We start from the raw sequence: 24,552 nt of genomic DNA, 5'->3' as shown, positions 1-24,552 counted from the left end.
TAGTAGGTATGAGGTTGATTAAAGGTATATTTTCTTTGCCTCCACCTAAAGATACTTGAATTTTCGCTAAAATTTGGACTACTTTACTTTCATCGAGACTATGCTCGAGTGACATGGGATAGATTTGTTCGGCTACAGCCCAGGCTAAATGAGCATCTGAAAGATAAAGATGCCAGTTAGCGAGATCTAGATAGACATTTTCGCCGATTTCTGCTGCTAAAGCTTCGATCGCTTCAGTCGTGCTAGCTTTAACCATAAGAATCAATTTACTTCACTTGCTGACCATGTTACTGCGATCGCCCAATTGATTTAATTGAACTTAGGAGAGATTTGCACTCTTGACTCAGTTCTCACTTCTGACTAAATCTGGAGACTGGGTAATTTACCCATTCCCTAATCATTCAACCCTTAATTTTTGATAATTTTCCAGGAAGAACCAATGACGAAATCAAAATTGCTGTTAGAACCAGGTACTCTATGGAACAAGGTAACACAGCAAACTGAATATGCTCTCAATTGTGGCGCACTTCACTCGATCGCGACTGAATATGAGTTGATTGGCGATCGCGGAATTAATTTTGTGGTAAGATCGGTTGCTAACTTGGTTCGTAAGGATGAAGCGAAAAAACAGCAACCACAGGAAAAAAAATCGAAAAAAAATCCTTTTCTTCCTTATGAAGAAGATTTATTTGTTAGCGATCTTTCCGAGACACATTTGTGTTTATTAAATAAGTTTAATGTAGTTGACCATCATTTACTGATCGTTACTCGCGAGTTTGAGTCACAGGACAATTTACTCAACTTAAATGATTTTCAGGCAATTTGGACAGTGCTGAGAGAAATTGATGGTTTAGCTTTTTATAATGGTGGCGCGATCGCAGGTGCTAGTCAACCCCACAAGCATTTACAGTTAATTCCTTTACCGCTTATTTCTGAAGGGGAGAAGATACCCATCGCTCCCGCGATCGCGGCGGCTGAGTTTTCCGATACTATCGGTACAATACCCCAATTTTCTTTCCTTCACGGACTAATGAAACTCGATCCTAGTTGGGGAGAATCTCCCGCCCAAGCTGGTATTTCTAGCTTAGAATGTTATCATGATTTATTACGTGCAGTTAACTTGCTTCATCAAGAAGTTGATAGCGATCGGTTATCGGGAGCATATAATCTGCTTTTTACTCGTGAATGGATGTTATTGATTGCGCGATCGCAAGAACATTTTCACTCAATTTCTGTTAACTCGTTAGGTTTTGCTGGTTCGCTATTCGTGCGTAACGATGAACAAAGAAAAATAGTCAAAGAGCGCGGTCCTTTAACTATTTTGGCAAATGTTGCTCGCTCAGGAAAATCTGTTCTTAAATAATTGCTTTTTCTGGGTGAAGCAGTCGCCTCACCCAAGTTAATTAAACCCTAGCAATTTAACTTTGCTAGCCCATTCGACCGCGACTTTTCTTAAGCTATTAATTTCCTTCAGCAGGAGTCTCAGTTTCTTCAACTGCGCCAGGTTCTTCCTCAACTGCGCCAGGTTCTTCCTCAATTTTCACTTCTTCTTTGGTTTCCGCAGCATCTTCCTCAGTTTTCACTTCTTCTTTGGTTTCCGCAGCATCTTCACCCGCAGGAGTAGTATTTTCTACTTCAGGAGTAACTTCTTCGGTATCTGTAGCTGCTGGGGCGCAACCAGTAAGAGAAACAGAACCAGCGATCGCAAAAGCAGTTAACAGGAGTACGAGTTTTTTCATGTTTTTCCTCTAAATACGTGGTTTGACGAGAGTTTGTAAATGCGACTTTTGAGTCTTACCTGAAATCGCCCATAACTGGCAGAGTTACCAATCAATGATTCCCGATTTTACCTAGCTTTTAAAAGCCTGGAAAATTTCCTCGGAAATTAAAAAATGTTTGGCAGGATTTTGACATTTCTTAGTATACAGCAAATTTTGACTATATATGTCTACCCAAGTCAATGTGGTTTCCCGAACAAAATCCCCCTTTTTAGGTACGGTTAACACTACTCTTGCCCCAAAAAGCCGATCTTACTCGAACCCTCCCAGCCAACACCCGGTTTAAGGAATCATTTTCAATAAAGAAGTCAATTTTCTTGATTTCTGCTACATTGAATTTAAAGGGGGAAAAATTAAACAGTTCTAGCTTAACTTTGAAGAACTGGTATAAGTCTAATAAAGTTACTTAAACTGGGGTAAGTTATCAGCAAAAGTCAAAACCTTGAATTACCAACGTTCGGCTTCCAAGCGATCTATTTTGTTTTTTATTTCCCTAAGATTCGAGCCAGTATAACAACGATTAGTTAACGGATCGTAGCCTTGCCAAACTTGTCCTCCATCGTAAATAAACCAACCTCGATAAAACTCATTACTATCAAAATCTCCTTCCAGCATTAACCAATCTCCACCCAAAGGAAGACTTGCTTCTAATCTTTCTAATTGCAAAATTAGCCATTCTTCAAGGAGTGTTAAACTCCAGAAAATTCCCGGATGCCAATAAAAATTAGGGCTATTAATAACCACTCGATAGCCCTGCGGCACTTGAAAAATTTGCGCTTCTATGCTATCTTTCTCGACTACCTTTATCGGTTCCACATAATTGTTACTTTTGCAACTTATTCCTGGTTTAGCTGGCACTTTCATCCTTTTAATTCTTTAGCAAAAAGATTATTCTTACCGATACACTACAATTGTAACGAAAACTTTTGCATTTCTTGGTAACATTAACTACCAGTCGATAAAAACAAGCTGGGGAATTCCCAAATTAAGTTTATTCTTTAACAATTATCCTTGGGCAAATAAATTATTTTTGATAAAATTAATTTAGAGAGTAAATTTTTCGCAATAAAATTTCATAGCCACTCTCACCAGTAATGCTTTTTACTTGCTCAAATTTCACTTAAACAATATGAAATCTTTTGATGACACTTGTCAAATAGAATTATTTCATTTATTCAAGCCTCTCGAATTAACATTTTATCAGCATAATCCTTATGGTTGTAGCAAAGTGGAAGTAGTTTAGTAGTTTAGGTAAAACGCGATCGCACCGAAAGCTGGATTTACCGAAATGGATCGAACCGGGATCGGAAAGTTGGATCGTCAGCGATCGCCTATTATCAATAGTAGCAAATCAATAAATTGACAGATGGCTAATTTGTTCAGTTAAGTTAAGCTAACTTCAGTCACCAACTTGAGATCTAATGACTACCAATACCTCAAAATCAAACAATCCCGAGCTAAAATCAGTTAAAAACTCTCCTCTTTCCGAAAGACAAGCTTGGCTAGAAACGAGGAGAGCTATTTTAGATTTAGAGGCGAAAGGAATCTCTGACTTTGTAATTTTTAACGCCTTAGCAGATTTATTTCACCAACGCGGAGAAGCAGAAATTTCTCACTTGCTTTCCGAAGCAGCTTATCGCTGTTATGAAAAGTAATTGTGTGTATTTTGGGCGATCGAGTGCTTTAACCAGTCGAGAAAAATCGCCCACCTCAAACTAATAAATTAGGCGAGACATTCTCTACTATCTATCCACAAATTGATCGCCGTTAAAATCATCCTCTAAACCTTGTCAAAAGTTCCTCACGAGACAAATTAAGCAACAATTGAATGCGCTCTCTGGGAGGTAGCTGCATCATCGGCTCAATAATTTGAGATAACTGCTCATCTAAGCTTCCAAATCGCCCTTCGAGCAAGTTTTCTACCATCAAGCGTTGTCCCTCTTCTCTTCCTTCAAGTAAAGTGGCTTCTCGCCATTGTTGATAAGCTGGTGATAAGTTCATAATTAACTCCCGATCGTCTTCGCTATCTAAATTTTGCCTAATTTCTAGGTTAATTCGCCAGTTAGCTAAAAGCTCTAAAATGTTCCTTCGCAACGGATTTTCGGCGGGAAGGGCGATTAATTGATTGATTGCTTGTTTTTGGGTTGTCCCACGCCCTAAAACGCGCAACCAGAGGGTATCTTGATTGACAGGTAACTGGTTAATGGCGACTATGGCTGTTTTGAATAAATTTGGGAAAAAATACACGCCTTCTGTCCAGTTTTCCTCTGAATTAAGTTCCGCTTTAAAGCCATTGATTAGCCTGGTTGAAGCCGAGGGGGAGAGAATCCATAAAAGCGGTAAATTTACCTCTGCTAAAGAGTTTCCCTCTCGTCTGGCTTGGCGTAATAACTCTCCGTGTAAAGAGTATAATTTGAGTAAGCAATTACGCACTTCCACTGGAGTCGGTGGATTGCGAAAAGGTTCTAATAAACAAGCATTTGCTGCTATTTTTCCTAGTAATCCTAACATTTCAGCTTGAGCATTTTGTGGCTCTGTGGGGACAAACCAAACGTCAATTTGGCGAACTTCGCTGGGTACGTCGCGACTGGTTTCCACCTGACCTACTAGCGATAATAACTCTTCTAAATATTGTTTGGCAAATTGGTCGTGAGCTTGTCGAGTCATTTGATTTGGAGTCTCTGAGCTAGTTGTTAGTCTAAAAATTAATTATTTTTCTACTGATTCAGCTATTTTCTCACTATGACGACCCATACTTAAAGATTTAGCTTCGATGAAAATGTTCTTAATTTCCGGATAGCGATCGCGGATTAGCTTTTCGATTCTTTCTACTGCACTAGCTACTTCTTCGGTTGACAAATTATCGCAAAATTGAATATCTAAGTTGAGTAATATTTCTTTGGGTCCAAAATGTAGGGTTAACAGCCTTTGTACTGCTTCTACCGCCGGATCGCTGGTGGTTAAGACGCGAATGTTATTTACTGTTTGAGGATCTGCGCCTTCACCAACTAATAATCCTTTACTTTCTGTACCTAAAACGAAAGCAACTGTTGCCAAAATTATGCCAATAATAATTGAAGCAACTCCGTCAAAATAAGGATTATCAAAAGTATGTCCCAAAAACACGCCCCAGAAAGCGACAAATAAACCTAAAAGGGCGGCAGAATCTTCAAATAAAACTGTTAAAACTGTCGGATCTTTACTGTCAAATACCGCTTGCCAAAAATCTTTTTCGCCTTTTTGCGCTCGAAATTCTTGTAAGGCTACCATCCAAGAATAACCTTCGACGATCGCGGCAAAACCGAGTACCAGATAATTCCAATTGGGATTTTCTAAAGGACTAGGATTTTGAATGTGAGTAATCCCTTCATAAATTGACATTCCACCACCGATCGCAAAAATCCCGATCGCCACAATTAATGTCCAAAAGTATAATTCTTGTCCGTAGCCGAAGGGATGGCTTTCATCGGCGGGTTTTTTACTGCGACGCAAACCTAATAGCAATAATAGCTCGTTTCCCGTATCTACCAAAGAATGTATTCCTTCTGATAGCATAGCCGAACTGCCACCGATACTGGCAACGATAAATTTAGTAATGGCGATCGCGAAGTTCGCGGCGATCGCTACTAAGATTGTTTTCTTACTTGCTCCTAAGTCCATCTGCTGCTTCCCGATTGTTTTTTACCAATTACGAGGTTAGCCGATCTTCTCCCCATAGTCACAGGTGCGATCTCGCCTCTATCTCTGGTCTAGTTAAAATTTAACCTAATCCCTTAATTCTAGCCGAAAATGTTTCTTCAGGAAGAAGAAATTTAGCTAAATATTTGGCAAGATAGTTAATAGGATCGTGAGGAAAATCAATCATGAAAAACAATATTTTACTTGCTGCTACAGCTTTAGTAGCTACTATTAGTATTACTACATCAGCTCATGCCGAAAATCCTCAACACTTACAACAATTGAGGGAAACTAATCAGTGTCAAAGCTGCGATCTAACTAATGCTAATTTAGCAGGTATGAATTTAAGAGAAGCCAATTTACAAGGTGCTAATTTAAGCGGTGCTAATTTGCAAGCTGCCACTTTAGTAGATGCAAATTTAGTCAATGCTAATTTAAGCCAAGCTAATCTCAGTAAAACAGATATGCTCGGCGCAAATTTAAGTTTTGCTAACTTACAATGGGCTAATTTAAACCAAGCTTATCTCCAAGGATCGGATTTAAGTTTAACTAACTTAGAAGGAGCTTCTCTAAGAAATGCTGAATTAGCAGGAGTCAGCATCGCTATGAGCGAATTAAACGGTGCAAACTTGAGCGGTGCTAATTTGAGAGGAACCGATTTGCGTCGCACTCAAATGAGCGATGCTGTACTAACTAATGCTAATCTTAGAGGTAGTAACTTGTTAAATGCTAACTTAAGTTATGCTGATTTGAGTGGTGCAGAATTAGGGAGCGCCCAACTAATTGATACGAATTTAGCTAATGCTAACTTAGCTAATGCTAACTTAAGTTATGCTAATTTGAGCGGCGCAGAATTAGCCGGAGCTAATTTAATTGATACTACTCTCGATGGTGCGGTTGGTGTTAATGAATTGCCTAGCACAACTGTACAATAAAGCGATCGCGCTGAGGTAAAATTAATCAGAGGAACGCGATCGCAACTTTTGGGCTGTACGCAGAATTTGTCCTGCTAAAATCGCTGCACCAAAACCATTATCGATATTCACTACTCCGATTCCAGCAGCACAAGAATTGAGCATTGTCAAGAGGGGTGCGATACCACCAAAACTAGCGCCATAGCCTACGCTGGTAGGAACGGCGATCGTCGGACAGTCAGCCATTCCCGCAACCACGCTAGGTAAAGCTCCTTCCATACCAGCAACTACAATTAAAACATCTGCTTGGGCGATGACGTGACGGTTGTTGAGTAAACGCTGAATACCAGCAACACCAACATCCCACAGACGTTGTACAGTGAAACCACAAAACTCTGCTGTCAAAGCAGCTTCCTCAGCAACCGGGATATCAGCAGTCCCAGCAGTTAAAATAGTAATAGTCCCTTGATGTTGCTTTGGTTGGGCTGGACTACCCAAAGCACAAATGCGCGGAACCGGATAATATTCTAAACCAGCCACCTTATCTTTCAGTTGTTCGTAAACCTTCGCTTCGATCCGAGTCGCCATCACCAGAGGCGATCGCGATCGCATCACCTCGATTATCCCAGCAATTTGCTCCACAGTCTTGCCAGGACCCCAAATTACTTCCGGAAAACCCGTTCTCAATTGACGATGATGGTCAACTTTAGCAAAATCACCCACAGGTTCAAAAGCCAAATATTTCAACTTTTCTTGCGCATCTTCTGGGCTAACTCCACCAGCAGCCACAGCTTCTAACAACAATTTTATCGCTTCAGGTTGAGTCATCTTTGTTTAATTTTACTCCCCTCTTTATACCTAGCAAAATTTATTTAGCTTTATAACACTAATGCTACTATCGGAAGCACTCCTCCGAGGATCGCTACTGTCCCAAACCAAATTTTCAACCAACTGGGGAGTGGTTAGGGAAGACTGTAAGATTTGGTATTGCACCACATCCAGCCGGCGATCGCTAAAAAAGAGCTCGCGAGGACGAAAAAATCGCGTTTTCGATAAGCAGATTCAGGTTAGTGTCGCCAGTCAGATAAATTAATTGAGATCGACTTGGAAAACAATATAGCTTAGTGTCCGAGTTAGGGTAAGATTTAAGACACATGACTGTGAGTGGATGTCAGGATGTCTGGCAAAGATATTCTTTATGAAATTTTGGGGATTGAAAAAATACCCTATTCCGGCGAAAATCAGCAACAATCAGCGTTAGAGATGGTGGAAATTGTCCGTCAGGGTTTACAGACGGATGCAGCAGAGCGAGTAGCGGAGTATTCTGGGCTTTCTAAAGTACAGATAGCCACTTTGCTAGGAACTTCAGAAAGGACTATTTCCCGTCGTAAGAAAAGTAGTAAACCTTTGGATGTTACCGAATCAGATCGACTTTATCGTCTTGCGAGAATTATTGCACGCGCGATCGCTGTTTTTGAGGATAGCGAAACGGCGAAGAATTGGCTCAACAGACCAAATCGGGCTTTAGCAGAAGCAACTCCGTTAGAGTTACTAGATACCGATGCAGGAACCCAAAAAGTAGACGAATTGCTCGATAAAATTGAGTATGGGGTGTACAGTTGAGTAGAACAATCTGGCGCATATCCCAGAAAAAACAAGCGCCTCGTGCTTTTAGTGGCGAAGGTTGTCGGCGACGTGGAGGTCGTTGGCATTCTCAAGGGATGAAAATAGTTTATGCCTCAGCTACGCTTTCCTTAGCAGCACTAGAAACGTTTTTTCCGATGGAAATCATCGATGCGAGAGATTTGTATGTGGCGATCGCGATCGAACTTCCTGACGATCTGCAAATTGAAAGAGTTGACAAAACTAAGTTACCCGCTAATTGGCGTGCCACGTTTGCACCTTCAATTTTAACCAAGATTGGCTTAGAGTGGTATCAAGCGCGGCGATCGGCTGTTTTGATCGTTCCTTCAGCGATTATCCCCGTTGAGAGTAACTACTTAATCAACCCCCAGCATAAGGATTTCGCGCGGATACGTATTTATCCGCCCCAGCCTTTCTTGTTAGTTTAGGTTACAGGTTCGTGCAACCCAGCGATCGCCTTTAACCAAAGTAACCAAGATCGCTCAAAAGGTTAAATTAACTACTTGTTTAAGCAATCAAGTGTTACCAGTTTTATTTTTTGGAAAAGTTTAATTAGCTTTCTGAAAATTGAATATTTGCTTATTAAATAGATTATCATATAAGCAGGCTTAGTCCTCTGGAAAACTCGTCTAAGTAGAATAAAAAATAATTCTTTTACAGATGAAAAAGATTACTCCCCAATCTGATTGGTTAGAAAGCTGGAATTATAGCTATAAATACGATTTACTAGAAATTTATGGTGATTTAAGTAATCTTGGATATGCTTATGCTTACACTAATCGATTCCAGCATACTTTGAGTTTTGTTCAACAAGTTGCTCCACCAGGAGCTAAAATTTTAGATGTAGCTGCTGCCCAAGGAAATTTTAGTTTAGCCTTAGCAGAATTAGGATATATAGTTACTTGGAACGACCTTCGCTCAGAATTAATCGACTATGTAAAACTTAAGTGGGAGAAGGGTACAATTAACTTTGCTCCAGGAAATGTTTTTACGCTAGATTTCCCAGATAGTTTTGATATTATTTTAATTCTTGAAGTTATTGAACACGTTGCTCATCCAGATGATTTCTTGAAAAAAATTAGCACTCTGGTAAAGCCTGGTGGCTATATTATCATGAGTACACCCAACGGAGAGTATATTAGAAATCGTTTACCTAAGTTTTCCGACTGTCAAGATCCTAGCCAATTTGAAAGCATACAGTTCAAACCTGACTCCGATGGACATATATTCTTATTACATTTAGATGAAGTTTATTCTTTAGCGCATCAAGCGGGATTAACTGTTCAAAAAATCCAATTATTTAATAATCCATTAACTTCTGGATATATGAAAATGTCAAGTTTATTAAAAATTCTACCTCGTCCTGTAATTCAGGCTGTAGAAAAAATTTCTTCTTCCTCACCGTTGTTTTTACAAAGTAAGCTACATACAGGTACAATAGTCCTATTATCTTGTCCAGAAAAATAAGCCAATTTTTATAAATGAATTAAGAAAGGTTTTTTGAGTAGTTTGAGTTATTAATTAACCTCAGCTACTCTTATTAGTAATTTTCGTTTTTTCGCTCCTCTTGCCGTTGATAAAATCTTCGCCAGAGTTCTTCACGTCTATCTGACATTATAAACCATATACATAGATGTTTTTCATTAATAGGCCAATAAATACCAGGTCGCTTATTATATTTAAGCGAATCACGCCAATTATGTAATATTAATAACTCATTTTTACACTTATGACAGATAATTTTAACTTTTTCCTCTGAAAGTTCAAGGATTTTTTGTAAACTTTCATTTTCTCCATCGTAAATATATTCATCCATGTGCTATTTTCAGCTAAAATTAAGTTAATATTTCTGGCATAATTGTCTCGGTTAAATCAGCATTATCGAGGTTTGCGTCGGTTAAATCTGCGCCGCGTAAGTCAGCATAACTTAGGTTTGCTCCTTGGAAATTTACGCCGATTAAGATAGCATTTCTTAAGTCACTATTACTTAAATTGGCGCGAGTTAAATCAGCCGAAAATAATTGAGCATTTTGGAGATTTGCCCCCATTAATTTAGCTTTTTGTAAGCTAGCGTGAATAAGATTAGCATAACTTAAATCCGCGATTACTAATTTAGCTTGGGCTAAATTTGCATAACTTAATTTAGCATTTTTCAGGCTTGCACCAATTAAATTTGCTTCGCATAAATTGGCTGAGGTGAGGTTAGCATTATTCAAATCAGCGTTTTGGAAATTTCTGCCACCAGCCGCATATCTTTTTAGTAATTCGCTTGCGTCGGTAAGGCTAATTTCTCTGCGGGGAGGACGGCGAAAAATAAAGGTAAATGTATCGCCACTGTCAATAACTTGTTGCATTTCTTGATAAAAAGGATAGCTTTCAATTCCACTTAAGTTTACCCAACCTCGCGCCCTAGTTAAAGCAATAAATAATTGATTGCGTAAATGTAAGTTATTTTCGTCTTTAGCAAGATTATCTAAGCCGACAATATAAACCATATCGGCTTCGTTTCCTTTGGCGCGGTGGATGCGAGAAACGGTGACACAACCTTCACACCAAAATTGATTGGGATTGCGTTTTTCTCGGTCAGTTTTGATAATATTACAATCAGAATTTCCGGGAATAAATATGTCTATTTCGTGGTTCAATAAAAATTTAGCGACGTGAGTTTCTAGTTGTGTCGCCTCGAAAAAATTACCTAAAATAATGACTAAAATTTCTCGACTGGGACGCAAGCCATCGTATCTGAAATTATAAATTATTTGGTCGGCTAAAGCACTTAATTCTTGTTGGCGAGTAGGGTAAGTTTTAAATTCAATTAAATTATTTTGCCATAATTGAGGCATGGGGTTAGGAGAGTTTTCGGGAGGGCGTTTGATGGTGATTTTTTGGTTAGTTAAAAAACGTCCTGTGACTTGATAACCAATGGCTTGCCAGTCTTCGCGGCGAGTAATTCCGGTTAGCATTCCTCCCGGACGTAGTAATCCCATACTAATTGCATGGGCTGCGGTTAAAATAGGTTGAGGAGTTCGATAGCAACAAGACAGAATTTCGCTTTTTTTGATGCCCCCCGGATATTTTCCAGTAACTAAATGTCCTAAGTTTTCGCCGAATAGTTCGCTGGCGCTGGGGATGCTAAAACTGGCTAAACTTTGCACTTCATCGTATGCCCAAATAAGCCGTTTTTGTTCGGGTTGGGTGAGCTTGGCTGGGCGTAAGGCTTGGTAGGCTAACCAATAAAAAGGTTGTTTGTTTTCGTATTTCCAATTATCGACAATTAAATCTTGTCCTTCGTCGATGAGAATGGCATCATAAATTTGGGGAATGGTTGTTTGTGTGAGGAGGCGAAAACAAACTTCGGCTAAGGCTTCATTGGGTTGTTTGCTTTCGGTATCTTGTACGGTTTGACGAGGTACTTTTGTTGCTTGACAAAGAAGGCTATATAACCCAGGTTGATTTTTTGCGCCCCAGGCGTGAAGTACCTGTAATTGTTGATTATTGGAATCGTATTTTATTTGGTTGTTACTGAAGCGACGCAACCACTTATCTAGTTGTTCTAAAATTGGGTGATAAAGACTGCGAGAAAAGAAAACGAGGGCAATTTTCCATTCGGGATGTTTGAGATGAATATGGGCAGCTTTTTGACAGAGGAGGACGGTTTTTCCCGAACCGGCGATGCCGCGAATTCTTTGGGGTCCTGGTGGTATTTGTTTGGCAATTCTTTCTTGTTCCCAGTCAAGTTGGGAGATGTGTTGGCGAAGTTTTTGGAGGGTTTTTCCGCGACTTTTACTGTGGGCTAAAACTCGGTGTGTGGGTTGAGAATATAGTTTGGTTCCGCCTAAGATTGCTAATAGTAATTGCCATTGTTGGGGAGAGAGTGGGTTTCCTTGGCTAAGTGGTGTGATTTGTTGAATTTGTTGGAGGAGAAAACCACTACTGGAAGCGGATAAACGGAGATGGTTGCGAAAAATTATTGGGGGAGAGGTGGGTAATTTGTGAAAATTTTTTTCTTGCCACTGTTTTGTGGTAATTTGGGGTAGCGCGATCGCTACTCTCCCAGTGACTTGTTGCTGTAGACTGGGTTCGATTTTTGTATAACCGAGTAAGGCGAATAGCTGGTTTTCTGCTTGCTGGTAAGGGTTTCCGCTTGGGGTGTAGAAGTTGCGATATTGCCAGCGATGTCCGATAATGGTGACAATTTGGTTGATGGTGATTGATTTTACTTCGATAATAATCAATCCTAGCTGGCGATCGCTAATTAAGATATCTGGTTCTTTGCGAAATTTCCCCACGCGATCGAAAATAGGATAACGCCAATAGCCAAGACATTCTCTGTCTGCAAAGGCGGTTTGGATGGCTTCCCAAACAATTTTTTCTCCGGCTTCTCCACTATTAACTAAAGGTTCGGTGGTGATAAATTTGCTATTTATCATCAATTATTTACCTTTTCCCTGACGCTTTTTCACCAACCAAACAATTATACTTGTTACTACAATAATTACTACAGCTAAGGAAAAATAACCAATGTATTCTTCCACTAAATAATAATTTTCTCCGAGAATATATCCAGACAGAGTTAGTAGTAATACCCACAAGCTAGAGCCAAGTAAAGTATAAACTAAAAATGACGCCATGTTCATATTGTTAATTCCCGCCGGGAGAGAAATTACGGTGCGAATTCCAGGAACCATGCGCCCGTAAAATACAGCTTTTCTTCCGTATTTCTTAAACCATCTATCGGCTTTTTCGATGTCTTCTCCAGAGATAGCAAACCACTTACCGTATTTGTCAGCTAAACGAGAAATACGTCTTTTACTATAAATTTTTCCAGCGTAATACCAAGGTAAAGCGCCGATCATACTACCGACAACTCCAGCTAAAATTACTGGAACAAAACTCATTTCTCCCCTAGCAACTACAAACCCGGCGAGGGGCATAATTACTTCAGAAGGAATGGGGGGAAAGAGGTTTTCTACTAACATTAATAAAGCTATTCCTCCATACCCCAATGTAGTAATAGTATTAGTTATCCATTCAACCATTAGTGTAAAAATTAAGAAATTATACTACCAAGCCAGTTTTTCAGAAAATCGAGGAACGCTTCGACTACTTCTAGACCTAAAATTAAAATTAGACAGGTGAGAATTCCTCCCAGCAAACAAACAATTAAACCGCCTAGGCTAATTGCGCCATCATCTTCTAGTAAACCAAAACCAGTGACAAAAATACCTATCGCAGGTAAGGTGTTGGTTAAGGGAATGGGAATCATCATGGAAATTGACATTAAGGCGATCGCGATGCCGATAATAACTCTACCAGGAAAACTAGCACAAAGATAACTCATCCGGGGACGCGCGATTGCTTCGATCCTCTTTAACCAAGGTATGCCAGCTTTGACAAAACCTTGCGCTTGTGATATAGTCATTGAACGATTCATCATTTTTGTTGGTAGCCAAGGACGCTGACGACCAGCAACCAGTTGAATTGCTAGGAGAAATATTAAAATTCCAAACGGAATTGAGTAACCTGGTGCAGGAATTGGTAAAGCTGAAGGTAAAGCCAAAATTACGAATAAAAAGCCAAATAGACGCTCTCCAGCTAAAGAGAAAATATCGCCTAATTTGACATAAGTTTGTCTTTCTTCTTGAAAAAAATACCGTTCTAGTTCCTGAGAAAGTTTTTTCGCCATTTTGGTTTTAGATTAGTTGAAAAATTATTGCCAGACTGATAACTATAGCACCCAAAGACAACGACGCGATTGTCGCGATAGGATTGTCTCTATGGAGCGATCGCGTTAAGATGTTTTGCGATTTTATCTTAGCGATCGCCTCACTAAACGAACCAATTAGCTCTGATAATATCGATCTAACCGGAGTAAAGCGTGCAGCAAAACATTAGCTCCTTGAGTACATTGCTCCACTGAAGTATATTCGGTTTCTGCGTGGCTAACTCCTCCCTTGCTGGGGACAAAAATCATCCCCATATCAGTAAAAGTAGCAATTTCTTGAGCATCGTGACTAGCACGACTTGGTAGGTGCAAATAAGTTAAGTTGAAGTCTTGACAAATTTCGGCGATTGTGTTTTGAATTTCCGTTTTCGCTAAAGCTGGTTCGTTGCGTAGACGGGGATGAATTTGAATTTCCGTGTGAGTGTTAGTGGCGATCGCCACCAAATTCTCCTCTAACTGTAAAATTAGTTCATCCAAGCGTTGACTCGACAAATCGCGAATATCTAACTCCATCTCCACCAAACCAGGAATTGTATTCGCTGCATTGGGTGAAACCTGCATCGCTCCTACCGTAGCTACTTGTTCTCCGGAACTATTAGCTAGCTCATTCACAGCTAAAACCACCTGAGAGGCTGCAACTAAAGCATCTTGACGCATATTCATTGGAGTCGTCCCCGCGTGTCTCGGACTTCCTTTGACGGTAATCTTATATCTTCGTTGACCGACAATTCCTTGAACCACACCAATTTGCTTACCTGCTGATTCTAGCACCGGACCTTGCTCAACGTGCAACTCCACAAAAGCCGCAATTTCCTTAGAAGTCAATCGCGCTCGTTCAATACAATCCCAGTTACCACCAACTTTCGCTAAACAACTCTCAATATTCGTACCATCAGGACGAACGTAGTACGCGGGATCGTTAACTAATCTTCCCGATATAGCCTTACTGCCAATCATACTACCTTCTTCATCCGTAAAGGCGATCGCCTCAAAAGGATGATTCAGTTGAATTTGTCGCTCTTGGAAAACTCGTGCGATCTCCAGTGCAGCTAAAACTCCATAAGCACCATCATAACGTCCCCCGTTAGGAACCGTATCAATGTGAGAACCTGTAGCTAAAGCAGGCATTTCGGGAAATTTCCCCGGATACCTACCAATAATATTACCCGCCGCGTCTATTCTCACGCTCATTCCGGCTTCTTTCATCCAGCCTTGAATTAGGTGACGAGCTTGAAGATCTTCTAAGCTATAAGCAAGGCGCTGTACTCCACCTTGGGGAGTTTGACCAATTTCTGCCAAAGTTTCTATACTCTGTTGCAGCCGCTCTTGATTAACTAAAATTGTGGAAATTAAGCCAGTTACCATCGAAAATCTCTTCAGTTTTGATAATGTTGCGATTTTGCCTATCGTTGAGAAAAGTTATTCGTTTCTCAGATTTTAATCAACTTTAAAGGAAGTTTTGCCCCAGAAGCGGTCACATTCGTCACTAAAGATACTTTCAAGATACTTTGACGTTTTGCTTTCGCAAAAATTGTATACTGTATACAAAAATCTGGAATCTAGAGTACACTAATTATTTATCTTTGGCAAAATTATTCTCAGACAGACTTAAGATGACCACAACAAAGGCAAATTGCAAGCGAGTTTTCATCTGCGGTTCGGCACTAAAAGGTCAACCAGACCACGGAAATCTGCAATCGGCTAAATTTATCAAAAAAGCGCAAACTCGCCCTCTATATCGTCTTCACGCAGCCGCAGAAGGCTGGCATCCGGCGATATACCAAGTTGAGGAGGGAGGAATTAGCATTCCTGGCGAAGTATACGAACTAACCTCAGAGCAATACGAGCATCTGGTTTCCACGGAACCACCAAATATGTATCCGGGTGATGTAGTGCTGGAAGATGGAGAGGTTTTGACGGCGATGCTTTATCCTCGCGAGTTGGTAGAAAAGTACAATTGGCTCGATATTTCTGACTACGGCGGTTGGGCTGCTTATAAGGAGGGATTGGGGATTAGGGATTAGGGATTGGGGATTAGGGTATGTAGAGACTAAAATGCAACGTCTCTACACCAGTTAACAGTTAGCAGCATTACAGTTTATTGATCCGACAATTTTTCCTTGTCTTACCAATCACCAATCACCAATCACCAGTCCCCAGTCCCCAATCACCAGTCCCCAATCCCTAATCCCCTTTTTTCCTTGTCTTACCAATCACCAATCACCAATCACCAGTCCCCAGTCCCCAGTCCCCAGTCCCTAATCCCCAGTCCCCAGTCCCCAGTCCCCAGTCCCCAGTCCCCAGTCCCCAATCACCAGTCCCCAGTCCCCAGTCCCCAGTCCCCAGTCCCCAGTCCCCAGTCCCCAATCCCTAATTCCCTTGTGGATAATGGTTTTGATGCCAATGGCGAGCAAGATCGATCCGACGACAGATCCAGACACGCGATCGCTGCTGTACATAATCGAGGAAGCGAGCTAGAGAAGCGGTGCGTCCAGGTCTACCGACTAAACGACAGTGTAACCCCACGCTCATCATTTTGGGTGCGGTTTCTCCTTCGGCATACAAGAGATCAAAAGCATCGCGCAGATAGGTAAAAAACTGATCCCCGCAGTTAAATCCTTGATTGGTGGCGAAACGCATATCGTTGTTGTCGAGAGTGTAGGGAATGACGAGGTGAGGGCGAGATTGTTCGTATACCCAGTAGGGTAAGTCATCAGCGTAGCTATCGGAGTCGTAAAGAAAGCCTCCAACTTCGACCACCAAACGACGAGTATTCGGGCTGTTGCGTCCAGTGTACCAGCCGAGAGGACGATTACCTGTAACTTGAGTGTGAATGGCGATCGCCTTTTGGATATGTTCGCGCTCAATTGCTTCTGGTAAATATTGATAGTCAATCCAACGGTAGCCATGAGAAGCAATTTCCCAGTCTGATTCAATCATGGCAGCTACAGCTTCTGGATTGCGCTCTAAAGCCATTGCAACTCCATAGACGGTAACGGGTATATTCCGCTCGGTGAATAAGCGATGTAGCCGCCAAAAGCCAGCCCTACTGCCGTATTCGTACATCGACTCAATATTCATGTGTCGCATCCCAGGTAAGGGCTTTGCGCCGATAATTTCCGAGAGAAATGCTTCGGAAGCCATGTCTCCGTGTAAGACGCAGTTTTCCCCACCTTCTTCGTAATTAATCACAAATTGTAGGGCAAGCCGAGCATTACCGGGAAATTGGGGATCGATCGGATTCCTTCCGTAACCAATCAAATCCCGGGGATAAGGAGCAGACATCATGACAAATGTAACCAGTTAATCAAGGACAAGTGCGATCGCACTTATTAGCTTGTCGGCATTTTATCAGCCCAAAACAACTAACAAAGTATTGCTAAGAACAATTTTCTTGCTGAATATTTTCCATTTCCTGGATAACTCGTGCTTTCGCGGCTAGCAAATGGTCTTTGATGGCTTCTACTGCCGTTTCCGGCGATCTTTGAGCAATCACTTCATAAATGCGGCGATGTTCGGCACGAATTTCTAGCACATCTGGGTTACTTTGAATCGTTTGAATTCTAATCAGGATCATTTTATCAAAAACCCGATCCAGCAAAGACCTGAGCCACAAATTCCCCGAACTTTCAGCCAAGAGACGGTGAAAGCGGTAGTCGAGATCCAAAAGCTGAAAATTAGTTAGTTGAGAAGGCTTGCTGTGACTAAGTTTTTCTGCTTGCATTACCAGGCGATCGAGTTGTTTGAGTTGTGAATCAGTGGCATTTTGACAAGCTTCTGCTACAGCAAGTTGCTCTAAGGCTAAACGACAATCATACAACTGGGCGGCATCGTGAGGAGAAAATTTAGCTACTCTTAGCACATTATTGGCATCGATGGTGACTAACTCTTCATGTTGTAGCTGCCGGATTGCTTCTCGGATTGGGGTTCGACTAACCTGTAGTTTTTTGGCAAGATGAGTTTCCACTAACCGTTGTCCGGAAGTTAGTTCACCTGAAAGGATTGCAGTGCGAATTGCTTGGTATGCTTGCTCCTGTAAAGATTGATTTCGCTGGAGCGATCGCGGAGACAGGGGCAAAATAATACTCCTTACCCTTTGTTTTGGGGAATTTCTAGCTTTTCAATTTTAACTTTTTGCGGGGACTTGGGGAGTCTATGTCGAAGCCAATATACTTTGAAACTCATCAGCAATTACTCCTCATCTGCAATTTACTTTCTACTTTGCTCATTAAAAATGGAAGTCTGACTAACAATCTGACTTCCATTCTCTAGCAATTAACTTAGTTAAATTAAGGCAAACAAGTCTGAGTAGTTTACTTGTAGAGATAAGCTTGTCTTAAGTGCCAAATCATCTCTCGACGTACTTCACTCTTAATCCGGTTCCCTCGTTCGCAGTGTTCTAACTTAATGTCGTCAACGTAGAATTTAACCACTGAATCCTTATCTGCCCATACTTTGGGATCTTGCCACTCATTACGAGAGCTTTTGAAACTTTCTGATAACCAGAGACGCATATTTTCTACATAATCGTCCAGTCTCGTTTCTTGTCCCGATGGTTCAGTCATAATCTTGAACAACTTATTCATTTTTATCTTCAGCAAATCCATCTTTTGCTCCCATTCTTTGGGCAAAATAATCCGATCTTCTTTCATTAAATCCGGATCTTTTTCCCATGCCAGATACCAGTGTCTAATTAAACCGAGCAGCGAATCATCAATCGCATTTCCCTGTGCTTCTTCTAACCAAGAACGTTTCCGTTTACCCCAAAGTCGTTCTGTGTGCATTTCTAAACCCATCTGTTCGCAGATTTCTAAATAGTCGCCGCGAATGGTGCTAATTTCACTAAAATCTAAGCCACCTTTTTCTAAATGAGAAATTTTTTCCGATAACAGTTCAAACTCTTGTTCAATTTTTCGTAGCTTGAGGTTGACTTGTTTTTCTGCTAATAAACGTTGCCGTCCATTTTCTCTCTTTTGATCTTCTCTGACGCCAGTACCAGAAAATCCATAAAAACGGTCAAGCATCTCCAGTTTTTTGTCAATATCTCCCAAAGTATCTGGATGAGCTAAAACTACGTTTTCCATTATTTTGATCGCCCGCGTCGGATCGACATCTGTTTGTAAGGGAATGCTCACCGTGTAGTAATAATGGGAAGTGGGACGACTTAAATTAACAATTTGCTGACCTTCTAATGCCCCATTAGGGATATACATCTCACTATGAGTATCAATAAGATATAAATTGGTCACGCGCAACCCAATATTCTTGATTACTGCTATGGAACCATTGGGAAGAGAAATTACATCGCCAAACCGGAAAGGAGTGTCAATTAATAATACTAACCCACTAAAAAAGTTGGCTAAGATATCCTTCAAGGCAAAACCTAATACAAATGTAGCCCCACCAAACGCTACCCAAAGCCCAGTCAGATCGATACCCAGTGATTGTAAAGCTAGTAAACCACCTACTAGGTAAATAATCACTGGCAGCGTAGTAGCTAAGATTGGCACTACCACATCGTCCCACATCGCCTCTGATTTTTCGGCGTAATCTTTCAAAAAGTAGATAAGCACTTCGGTAATTATTTTGGCAAACCAGTAAGTGCCTATAACTACGATGAAAGCCGACAGCACTTTTTGCAAAACGGGAAACTGGTTTTCTGATGGCAGAGTACCCAGCGATATTTTAATGCCAACTGCTAAGGCGATCGCCACCACTGGAAATCGAGATACATTTAAGGTAACTAACGGTAAATCAGTTGATAGTTGACGTAGCCAGAAACGCAATACATAAAAGCAGAGAATGTAGAGGACAACGACAACTACTATCGTGATCCCTAAGTCAGTTAGGAAAGTTTGAAAATCATTTAAAGACGTGAAAACTAATCCTAATGTTAAGAAGTCCGGAAAGTTAGTAATATTCGTCATTTTCGTTCGTTTGACTTTGCAAGATTATTACTTCATTTGCTGGAATTGATGTCAGGCTAGCAAACTCCAGCTTCTTCAGCTAAATTTTATCAGCTATTGTATTTGTAGCGATCGCTTTTTATTTTTAATAGCGGCGGCTGATTTTTTTCAGTCTCCTCCCAGTCTATTTACCATTTGGTTGCAACATAATATTATATTGTCTTTCTTGGTTTGGCTAGATTTCGTAATATTTCTTTAATGAATTTACTAATAAAGGTAGGAAAGGTAGGAAAGGTAGGAAATTATTTTCGCTGCTTACCTAATTAGTAAATTTGTCAAGTATCGTTGATATTCTGTCTCGTCAGTAAGACTTATTACCTAAACCCTTTCCTGGAAAAGCTTTTCGTTGCTCGTCCCCCCAAAAAATTGTTTGAGCAAAACAATGGATTGTTAGTTATTGCCTCTTGCTATTCAACCTAAGTTGACCTAAGTAAATATGCCAATTGTAGTGACAAAAAATATTTCTTTAACTTCTCTAAGATCGAGGAGAACCATTTGAACATTTGAAGATTAGGTAAAATTGAAAGTTGGAATTTATTTAGCAAACTTGTTAAGCAAAACTATATATTTAGTCTAGAATATTAATAGAGCAAATACAAAAATTGACAGATAATTAAATCTAGGTAAGCAATGTCAGTTCAAATAGCACCTAATCAAATTACTTGGGAAAAACTACCCGAAGATTACATTTTACCAGACGATCCAGTGGATAATATTAATCAGCCTCCATTAGCCGCCGCTCTGACTGAAAGTTTAGAACTTGCTGGTAGATTACCAGCTAACGCTCTTGCACCAACTAATTACGGCATTTGTGCGACAGTCAATGGCAGAATTGTTGTTAAAGCTCCCGATTGGGCTTATGTTAGAAGTATTAGCGTACCCAGAGAAGAAGTGATTCGCAGTTACACGCCACAATTGCAAGGAGAAATTCCAGTAATTGTGATGGAGTTTCTTTCCGATCCTGAAGGGAGCGAATATTCGACTAAACCTACTTATCCTCCTGGTAAGTGGTTTTTCTACGAACAAATTTTACGAGTTTCTAATTATGCTATTTTTCAACCTAATAATGGCGATTTAGAAGTATATCAACTTGATAGTTCTGGACGGTATCAATTGCAAAATCCCGATGATAATAGACGCTATTGGATTGGAGAAATGGAGTTATTTCTAGGAATATGGGAAGGAACGCGAGAAAATCGTACTGGCTATTGGTTGCGGTGGTGGAATCGAGAGGGAGAGTTGTTGTTGTGGGGGTCTGAATTAGCTCAACGAGAACGCGAAAATGCTCAACGAGAAAGACAACGTGCGGAACGTTTGGCTGCACAACTAAGGGCTGCGGGAATTGAACCAGAGGAATGAAAAAAGTAGAGAATGAGAGAGTGCGCTTTCACCTTTCATTCTCTACTTTATTGATTTACAACGCAATCAAATTAGTTGAATTCTGTAACAAAATGATTAACTTTGCTCCCCTAGCTACTGAAACTAATATTAACGATAATTTGGCGATTACTTTTGCCTCTTTATCTTTAGATGAAGTCTATCGTTTGGCGGATGACGCTGCTAATGGTGCAATTGTAGTTATGAGCGGTACGGTACGCAATCAAACTGATGGTAAGCCTGTTGTTTATTTAGAATATCAAGCTTATGAACCAATGGCTTTAGAAGTCTTCAAAAAAATTGCTGCCGATCTTCGTCAACAATATCCTGATACTAACCGCGTGGTTATTCATCATCGGATTGGACGCTTACAAATTGGTGAGATTAGTGTTTTAGTTGCGGTGGGTTGTCCTCATCGCGGAGAAGCTTTTGCTGCGTGTCGTTATGCGATCGATACTTTAAAACATAATGCACCAATTTGGAAAAAAGAACATTGGGCTGATGGTTCGAGTAATTGGGTTAGTATTGGTGCTTGTGAGGAAAACAATGCTATTTGTTAGGATGGAGAAATAAATATTTATGAGTTTGGTAGTTAGCAATTTAGTTGAGTAATATTTATTGTTGAGAGATTTTTCAAACAGCATAATTGATGAAGATTGTCAAGAAAGAAAACGCTGTGTTTTGGTATGTCAAAATACTTCTTGTCGAGCAGCAGGTTCCCCAGATGTGCTGGCGGCGTTTGAAGCGGCAGATTTGCCAGAAGATGTTATTGTTAAACCTGTAGGTTGTCAGGGACAGTGTAGTATTGCCACGACGGTGAGAATTTTACCTGAAGAAACCTGGTATTGTCGGGTAAAATCTTCTGATGTTAAAAAGATTGTCGAACAACATTTGCATGAGGGTAAAATAGTAGAAGAAAAATTAAATCCTCGTATTCATCGGAGTTATAGTTTTTATTAATTAGTGGTGAAGAATTTAGTTTTGTTTAGTTATGTCGTTCTGGAAGAAAATAGGAAAAAACGCTTGTCATTTTTTGAGTATTTCTAGAGCTAGGAACTAAAGATAATTATTCGCGCAAGACGTAACCAACACCACGCACGGTTTGAATTAAACGTTTTTCGCCATTTGCTTCGAGTTTGAGACGTAGATAGCGAATATAAACTTCAATGATATTCGAGTCGCCCATAAAATCGTAACCCCAAACTCGTTCTAAAATTTGGTCGCGGCTAAGGACTTGGCGAGGATGAGAGATAAGATATTCAAGGAGATCGAATTCTTTAGCAGTGAGTTCGATCGCGCGCGAATCCCGATGCACTTCTCGACTGCTACGATTTAACCTTAAGTCGGAAAATTGCATCAAATGGCTATCTTCTTCGGTAGTACGTCGCAAATGCGCTCTAACCCGTGCGAGTAACTCTTCCACGCTAAAAGGTTTAACCACATAATCATCAGCACCAGCATCCAAACCAGCCACGCGATCGCTGATTTCATCTTTCGCAGTTAATAAGATAATTGGTATTTTAACTCCAGTGGTGCGTAACCTGCGGCAAATTTCTAAACCAGAAACTCCGGGTAACATCCAATCTAAAATAATTAAATCGGGAGTAGATTGTCTAGCTGTTTCGATACCCGTTAATCCATCATGAGCAACGCTAACTTGATAGCCTTCGTATTTTAGTTCTAACTCGATAAATTGAGCTAGTTTTACTTCGTCTTCGACAACTAAGATATGAGCGTTCATGGTTGTTGGGGATTAGGGGTTGGGGACTGGGGACTGGGGATTAGGGATTGGTAATTGGGGATTGGTGATTGGGGATTGGCGATTAATTATTACTACTGATTTGCGTCGGAGTAAGATTGTTTCCAGTGAACAGTGACCAGTTATCAGTTATCAGTTTATACTCTAATTCCCTCAAGTCCTCCAAGTCTTCCCAGTCCCCAGTCCCCAGTCCCCAGTCCCCAACGAACAGTTATCAGTTACCAGTTTATTCCCTAATTCCTCCAAGTCTTCCCCATCTTCCCCATCTTCTCCATCTCCCTTGTCCCCAATCAGGACTGATAACTGACAACTGATAACTGATAACTGGTCACTGAAAACCCCAGTCCCCAGTCCCCAGTCCCTATTTTCCTCCTTTGGGGGTACGAGGGAAGCGGGAACTAATGGGACCGAGGAGACGGTTAAGGGTGCGTAATTGATCTGCGGTTCCCATACAGATGAGTAAATCTCCAGATCGTAAGTGAGTTTCACCAGTCGGACCGCCAATAAGATTACCATCAGCGCGACGAATAGCTAAGACTAAAGCACCACTTTGCGATCGCAGTCTAGCTTCGCTTAAAGTTTGTCCTACATAAGGACAAATATCGGGGTCGAGGCGAAATTCTTCCATGTAGAATGAATTGTTACTACCTGCAAGAATACCATCAACAAAATCCATTACTTGGGGTCTGAGAGCGGCAGCAGCTAATCTCTTCCCACCTGTAATATAAGGGGAAACGACCACATCTGCGCCTGCTCGTTGTAACTTTTGTACCGCTTCTTCAGTGCTAGCGCGAGCGATCGCGCGAATTTCTCGATTTAAGGTTTTCGCAGACAAAATTGTATAAAGATTTTCCGCATCCGAACCCAACGCAGCTACTAAACAAATTGCTCGTTCGATCCCAGCTTTTAACAAAAATTCGTCAAGGGTAGCATCTCCTTGGACGACAACGAAACCCAAATTTTGTGCTTCTTCGATTTGTTCTACCTGAGAGTCTACCACCACAAAGGGGATATTTTCCGATTGAAACTCTAGGGCGATATAACGACCCATGCGTCCAAACCCACAAAGAATATAATGTTCTGATAGCGTATCAATCAAGCGTCGCTGTTGCCTCATCCGAATTCCTTCTTGAAAGTAGCCTTGAATGAGGGCTTCTGTAAAGCGATTGACGATATAGCCAATGGTAACAATACCCATCAAAATGAGGAAAATGGTAAAAATGCGCGATCGCTCGTCGAGGGGGTGAACTTCGCTAAAGCCAACGGTAGACAAGGTGATGATCGTCATGTATGCTGCTTCAGACCACGACCATTGTTCGACTAACCAGTACCAAAGGGTTCCCATGAGGAAAACCCCAGCTAACCCCGCACCACCTGCAATTAACTCTTGTCTGAGTCTTTGATACTTTCTTTGATGCACAATCTCACCTGCTTAACTCTTTATCTGTAAGGACTTTGGCTTTTCTGTTGACTGAGTAAGCAGGTTTCACTCATCCATCACTCACTTAGCCTTTAATGTTACAGGTGTAGTATTAGATGTGACACAAAATCATATTGAGTGATGTCACTCAACTTAGCTTAACCCTTGGTAGGTTAAAAAAATTACAAGCTGAAATTACAAGCTGAAATTACAAGCTGAAATTTTCATAGCCTACCAGGTGAGCTAATCAGCTAGCTATGACCTTGCTCATCCAGAAGATTATCCCACTCG

26 protein-coding genes are annotated in these 24,552 nt (G+C 40.8%); 10 read left to right on the top strand and 16 right to left on the bottom strand.

The genetic code is table 11. From position 1 onward, the window contains the following. Positions 1–256: DUF3181 family protein (locus tag G3T18_RS20260; RefSeq protein WP_224412405.1), on the bottom strand; the 256-nt coding region annotated here is incomplete at its 3' end. Between the two features lie 183 nt (positions 257–439). Between G3T18_RS20260 and G3T18_RS20255 the strand changes: the two genes are divergently transcribed. After that, the gene (locus G3T18_RS20255) at positions 440–1,363 is read left to right on the top strand and encodes an ATP adenylyltransferase family protein (protein ID WP_224412404.1); all 924 of its coding nucleotides are present in this window, start codon (positions 440–442) and stop codon (positions 1,361–1,363) included. A 97-nt stretch (positions 1,364–1,460) separates the two neighbouring features. Here the strand turns inward: G3T18_RS20255 and G3T18_RS20250 are convergent, their stop codons facing one another. Continuing rightward, positions 1,461–1,739 carry a hypothetical protein gene (locus G3T18_RS20250; protein ID WP_224412403.1) on the bottom strand — a complete coding sequence of 93 codons (279 nt, stop codon included), beginning with the start codon at positions 1,737–1,739 and terminating at the stop codon, positions 1,461–1,463. A 486-nt stretch (positions 1,740–2,225) separates the two neighbouring features. Continuing rightward, the gene (locus G3T18_RS20245) at positions 2,226–2,642 is read right to left on the bottom strand and encodes a hypothetical protein (protein ID WP_224412402.1); all 417 of its coding nucleotides are present in this window, start codon (positions 2,640–2,642) and stop codon (positions 2,226–2,228) included. Positions 2,643–3,199: 557 nt separating this feature from the next. On the opposite strand from G3T18_RS20245, the gene G3T18_RS20240 reads away from it, so the two are divergent. Further along, on the top strand, positions 3,200–3,433 hold the full coding sequence (locus tag G3T18_RS20240) for a hypothetical protein (RefSeq protein ID WP_224412401.1): 234 nt from the start codon (positions 3,200–3,202) through the stop codon (positions 3,431–3,433). A 118-nt stretch (positions 3,434–3,551) separates the two neighbouring features. Here the strand turns inward: G3T18_RS20240 and G3T18_RS20235 are convergent, their stop codons facing one another. After that, on the bottom strand, positions 3,552–4,445 hold the full coding sequence (locus G3T18_RS20235; protein ID WP_224412400.1) for an RpnC/YadD family protein: 894 nt from the start codon (positions 4,443–4,445) through the stop codon (positions 3,552–3,554). Between the two features lie 42 nt (positions 4,446–4,487). Continuing rightward, complete coding sequence (locus G3T18_RS20230) at positions 4,488–5,438, bottom strand: cation diffusion facilitator family transporter (RefSeq protein ID WP_224412399.1); 951 nt, start codon at positions 5,436–5,438, stop codon at positions 4,488–4,490. 203 nt (positions 5,439–5,641) lie between these two features. Between G3T18_RS20230 and G3T18_RS20225 the strand changes: the two genes are divergently transcribed. Continuing rightward, positions 5,642–6,391, top strand: coding sequence for a pentapeptide repeat-containing protein (locus G3T18_RS20225; protein ID WP_224412398.1), 750 nt, complete (start codon positions 5,642–5,644; stop codon positions 6,389–6,391). Positions 6,392–6,412: 21 nt separating this feature from the next. On the opposite strand, the gene larB is transcribed toward G3T18_RS20225, so the two are convergent. Continuing rightward, positions 6,413–7,198, bottom strand: coding sequence for a nickel pincer cofactor biosynthesis protein LarB (gene larB / locus G3T18_RS20220; protein ID WP_224412397.1), 786 nt, complete (start codon positions 7,196–7,198; stop codon positions 6,413–6,415). A gap of 348 nt (positions 7,199–7,546) precedes the next feature. On the opposite strand from larB, the gene parS reads away from it, so the two are divergent. The 3 genes from parS (at position 7,547) to G3T18_RS20205 (ending at position 9,481) form a co-directional block, all read left to right on the top strand. Next, on the top strand, positions 7,547–7,993 hold the full coding sequence (gene parS, locus G3T18_RS20215; protein WP_224412396.1) for a type II RES/Xre toxin-antitoxin system antitoxin: 447 nt from the start codon (positions 7,547–7,549) through the stop codon (positions 7,991–7,993). Then, a complete protein-coding gene (locus G3T18_RS20210) occupies positions 7,990–8,442 on the top strand; it encodes an RES family NAD+ phosphorylase (protein WP_224412395.1) in 453 nt (150 codons plus the stop codon). Before parS ends, G3T18_RS20210 begins: the two co-directional genes overlap by 4 nt. A gap of 232 nt (positions 8,443–8,674) precedes the next feature. Then, positions 8,675–9,481, top strand: a complete 807-nt coding sequence (locus G3T18_RS20205) for a class I SAM-dependent methyltransferase (protein ID WP_224412394.1) — start codon at positions 8,675–8,677, stop codon at positions 9,479–9,481. Between the two features lie 73 nt (positions 9,482–9,554). Here the strand turns inward: G3T18_RS20205 and G3T18_RS20200 are convergent, their stop codons facing one another. From G3T18_RS20200 to G3T18_RS20180, 5 genes are all read right to left on the bottom strand, one after another. Then, positions 9,555–9,830 carry a hypothetical protein gene (locus tag G3T18_RS20200; RefSeq protein ID WP_224412393.1) on the bottom strand — a complete coding sequence of 92 codons (276 nt, stop codon included), beginning with the start codon at positions 9,828–9,830 and terminating at the stop codon, positions 9,555–9,557. 19 nt (positions 9,831–9,849) lie between these two features. Beyond that, positions 9,850–12,444: a pentapeptide repeat-containing protein gene (locus tag G3T18_RS20195; protein WP_224412392.1), complete on the bottom strand. Its 2,595-nt coding sequence runs from the start codon at positions 12,442–12,444 to the stop codon at positions 9,850–9,852. 3 nt (positions 12,445–12,447) lie between these two features. Next, entirely contained in the window at positions 12,448–13,053 is a 606-nt protein-coding gene (locus tag G3T18_RS20190) for a DedA family protein (protein ID WP_224412391.1), read from the bottom strand. Positions 13,054–13,064: 11 nt separating this feature from the next. Next, positions 13,065–13,700 carry an exopolysaccharide biosynthesis protein gene (locus tag G3T18_RS20185; RefSeq protein ID WP_224412390.1) on the bottom strand — a complete coding sequence of 212 codons (636 nt, stop codon included), beginning with the start codon at positions 13,698–13,700 and terminating at the stop codon, positions 13,065–13,067. Positions 13,701–13,856: 156 nt separating this feature from the next. Further along, the gene (locus G3T18_RS20180; RefSeq protein WP_224412389.1) at positions 13,857–15,104 is read right to left on the bottom strand and encodes a Zn-dependent hydrolase; all 1,248 of its coding nucleotides are present in this window, start codon (positions 15,102–15,104) and stop codon (positions 13,857–13,859) included. A 248-nt stretch (positions 15,105–15,352) separates the two neighbouring features. Here G3T18_RS20180 and G3T18_RS20175 point away from each other — a divergent pair, with 248 nt between their 5' ends. Continuing rightward, positions 15,353–15,763: an allophanate hydrolase-related protein gene (locus tag G3T18_RS20175; RefSeq protein ID WP_224412388.1), complete on the top strand. Its 411-nt coding sequence runs from the start codon at positions 15,353–15,355 to the stop codon at positions 15,761–15,763. 346 nt (positions 15,764–16,109) lie between these two features. On the opposite strand, the gene puuE is transcribed toward G3T18_RS20175, so the two are convergent. The 3 genes from puuE to G3T18_RS20160 form a co-directional block, all read right to left on the bottom strand. Continuing rightward, positions 16,110–17,027, bottom strand: a complete 918-nt coding sequence (puuE, locus tag G3T18_RS20170; protein ID WP_224412387.1) for an allantoinase PuuE — start codon at positions 17,025–17,027, stop codon at positions 16,110–16,112. A gap of 91 nt (positions 17,028–17,118) precedes the next feature. Further along, on the bottom strand, positions 17,119–17,817 hold the full coding sequence (locus tag G3T18_RS20165) for a GntR family transcriptional regulator (protein ID WP_224412386.1): 699 nt from the start codon (positions 17,815–17,817) through the stop codon (positions 17,119–17,121). Positions 17,818–18,052: 235 nt separating this feature from the next. Beyond that, entirely contained in the window at positions 18,053–19,666 is a 1,614-nt protein-coding gene (locus G3T18_RS20160; protein ID WP_224412385.1) for a mechanosensitive ion channel family protein, read from the bottom strand. 669 nt (positions 19,667–20,335) lie between these two features. Between G3T18_RS20160 and G3T18_RS20155 the strand changes: the two genes are divergently transcribed. The 3 genes from G3T18_RS20155 (at position 20,336) to G3T18_RS20145 (ending at position 22,042) form a co-directional block, all read left to right on the top strand. After that, positions 20,336–21,064, top strand: a complete 729-nt coding sequence (locus tag G3T18_RS20155; RefSeq protein WP_224412384.1) for a Uma2 family endonuclease — start codon at positions 20,336–20,338, stop codon at positions 21,062–21,064. A gap of 92 nt (positions 21,065–21,156) precedes the next feature. After that, the gene (locus G3T18_RS20150; RefSeq protein WP_224412383.1) at positions 21,157–21,642 is read left to right on the top strand and encodes a molybdenum cofactor biosynthesis protein MoaE; all 486 of its coding nucleotides are present in this window, start codon (positions 21,157–21,159) and stop codon (positions 21,640–21,642) included. A 61-nt stretch (positions 21,643–21,703) separates the two neighbouring features. Then, positions 21,704–22,042: a (2Fe-2S) ferredoxin domain-containing protein gene (locus tag G3T18_RS20145; RefSeq protein WP_224412382.1), complete on the top strand. Its 339-nt coding sequence runs from the start codon at positions 21,704–21,706 to the stop codon at positions 22,040–22,042. Positions 22,043–22,148: 106 nt separating this feature from the next. Here the strand turns inward: G3T18_RS20145 and G3T18_RS20140 are convergent, their stop codons facing one another. Together G3T18_RS20140 and G3T18_RS20135 are read right to left on the bottom strand one after the other, a co-directional pair. Then, positions 22,149–22,823 carry a response regulator transcription factor gene (locus tag G3T18_RS20140; protein WP_224412381.1) on the bottom strand — a complete coding sequence of 225 codons (675 nt, stop codon included), beginning with the start codon at positions 22,821–22,823 and terminating at the stop codon, positions 22,149–22,151. A 379-nt stretch (positions 22,824–23,202) separates the two neighbouring features. Continuing rightward, positions 23,203–24,261 (bottom strand): potassium channel family protein, encoded by a 1,059-nt coding sequence (locus G3T18_RS20135; RefSeq protein WP_224412380.1) that lies wholly within the window; start codon positions 24,259–24,261, stop codon positions 23,203–23,205. Between the last annotated feature and the right edge of the window lie 291 nt (positions 24,262–24,552).

The sequence above is a fragment of the Oscillatoria salina IIICB1 genome (genome assembly GCF_020144665.1).
Lineage (GTDB): Bacteria > Cyanobacteriota > Cyanobacteriia > Cyanobacteriales > SIO1D9 > IIICB1.
This window is presented reverse-complemented; position numbering and strand designations above follow the sequence as displayed.

Excerpts from the sequence above, each read along its gene's own strand:
- G3T18_RS20255 (WP_224412404.1), top strand. The coding sequence starts at position 440 with ATGACGAAATCAAAATTGCTGTTAGAACCAGGTACTCTATGGAACAAG.
- G3T18_RS20250 (WP_224412403.1), bottom strand. The coding sequence starts at position 1,739 with ATGAAAAAACTCGTACTCCTGTTAACTGCTTTTGCGATCGCTGGTTCT.
- G3T18_RS20245 (WP_224412402.1), bottom strand. The coding sequence starts at position 2,642 with ATGAAAGTGCCAGCTAAACCAGGAATAAGTTGCAAAAGTAACAATTAT.
- G3T18_RS20240 (WP_224412401.1), top strand. The coding sequence starts at position 3,200 with ATGACTACCAATACCTCAAAATCAAACAATCCCGAGCTAAAATCAGTT.
- G3T18_RS20235 (WP_224412400.1), bottom strand. The coding sequence starts at position 4,445 with ATGACTCGACAAGCTCACGACCAATTTGCCAAACAATATTTAGAAGAG.
- G3T18_RS20230 (WP_224412399.1), bottom strand. The coding sequence starts at position 5,438 with ATGGACTTAGGAGCAAGTAAGAAAACAATCTTAGTAGCGATCGCCGCG.
- G3T18_RS20225 (WP_224412398.1), top strand. The coding sequence starts at position 5,642 with ATGAAAAACAATATTTTACTTGCTGCTACAGCTTTAGTAGCTACTATT.
- larB (WP_224412397.1), bottom strand. The coding sequence starts at position 7,198 with ATGACTCAACCTGAAGCGATAAAATTGTTGTTAGAAGCTGTGGCTGCT.
- parS (WP_224412396.1), top strand. The coding sequence starts at position 7,547 with ATGTCTGGCAAAGATATTCTTTATGAAATTTTGGGGATTGAAAAAATA.
- G3T18_RS20205 (WP_224412394.1), top strand. The coding sequence starts at position 8,675 with ATGAAAAAGATTACTCCCCAATCTGATTGGTTAGAAAGCTGGAATTAT.
- G3T18_RS20200 (WP_224412393.1), bottom strand. The coding sequence starts at position 9,830 with ATGGATGAATATATTTACGATGGAGAAAATGAAAGTTTACAAAAAATC.
- G3T18_RS20195 (WP_224412392.1), bottom strand. The coding sequence starts at position 12,444 with ATGATAAATAGCAAATTTATCACCACCGAACCTTTAGTTAATAGTGGA.
- G3T18_RS20190 (WP_224412391.1), bottom strand. The coding sequence starts at position 13,053 with ATGGTTGAATGGATAACTAATACTATTACTACATTGGGGTATGGAGGA.
- G3T18_RS20185 (WP_224412390.1), bottom strand. The coding sequence starts at position 13,700 with ATGGCGAAAAAACTTTCTCAGGAACTAGAACGGTATTTTTTTCAAGAA.
- G3T18_RS20180 (WP_224412389.1), bottom strand. The coding sequence starts at position 15,104 with ATGGTAACTGGCTTAATTTCCACAATTTTAGTTAATCAAGAGCGGCTG.
- G3T18_RS20175 (WP_224412388.1), top strand. The coding sequence starts at position 15,353 with ATGACCACAACAAAGGCAAATTGCAAGCGAGTTTTCATCTGCGGTTCG.
- puuE (WP_224412387.1), bottom strand. The coding sequence starts at position 17,027 with ATGATGTCTGCTCCTTATCCCCGGGATTTGATTGGTTACGGAAGGAAT.
- G3T18_RS20160 (WP_224412385.1), bottom strand. The coding sequence starts at position 19,666 with ATGACGAATATTACTAACTTTCCGGACTTCTTAACATTAGGATTAGTT.
- G3T18_RS20155 (WP_224412384.1), top strand. The coding sequence starts at position 20,336 with ATGTCAGTTCAAATAGCACCTAATCAAATTACTTGGGAAAAACTACCC.
- G3T18_RS20150 (WP_224412383.1), top strand. The coding sequence starts at position 21,157 with ATGATTAACTTTGCTCCCCTAGCTACTGAAACTAATATTAACGATAAT.
- G3T18_RS20140 (WP_224412381.1), bottom strand. The coding sequence starts at position 22,823 with ATGAACGCTCATATCTTAGTTGTCGAAGACGAAGTAAAACTAGCTCAA.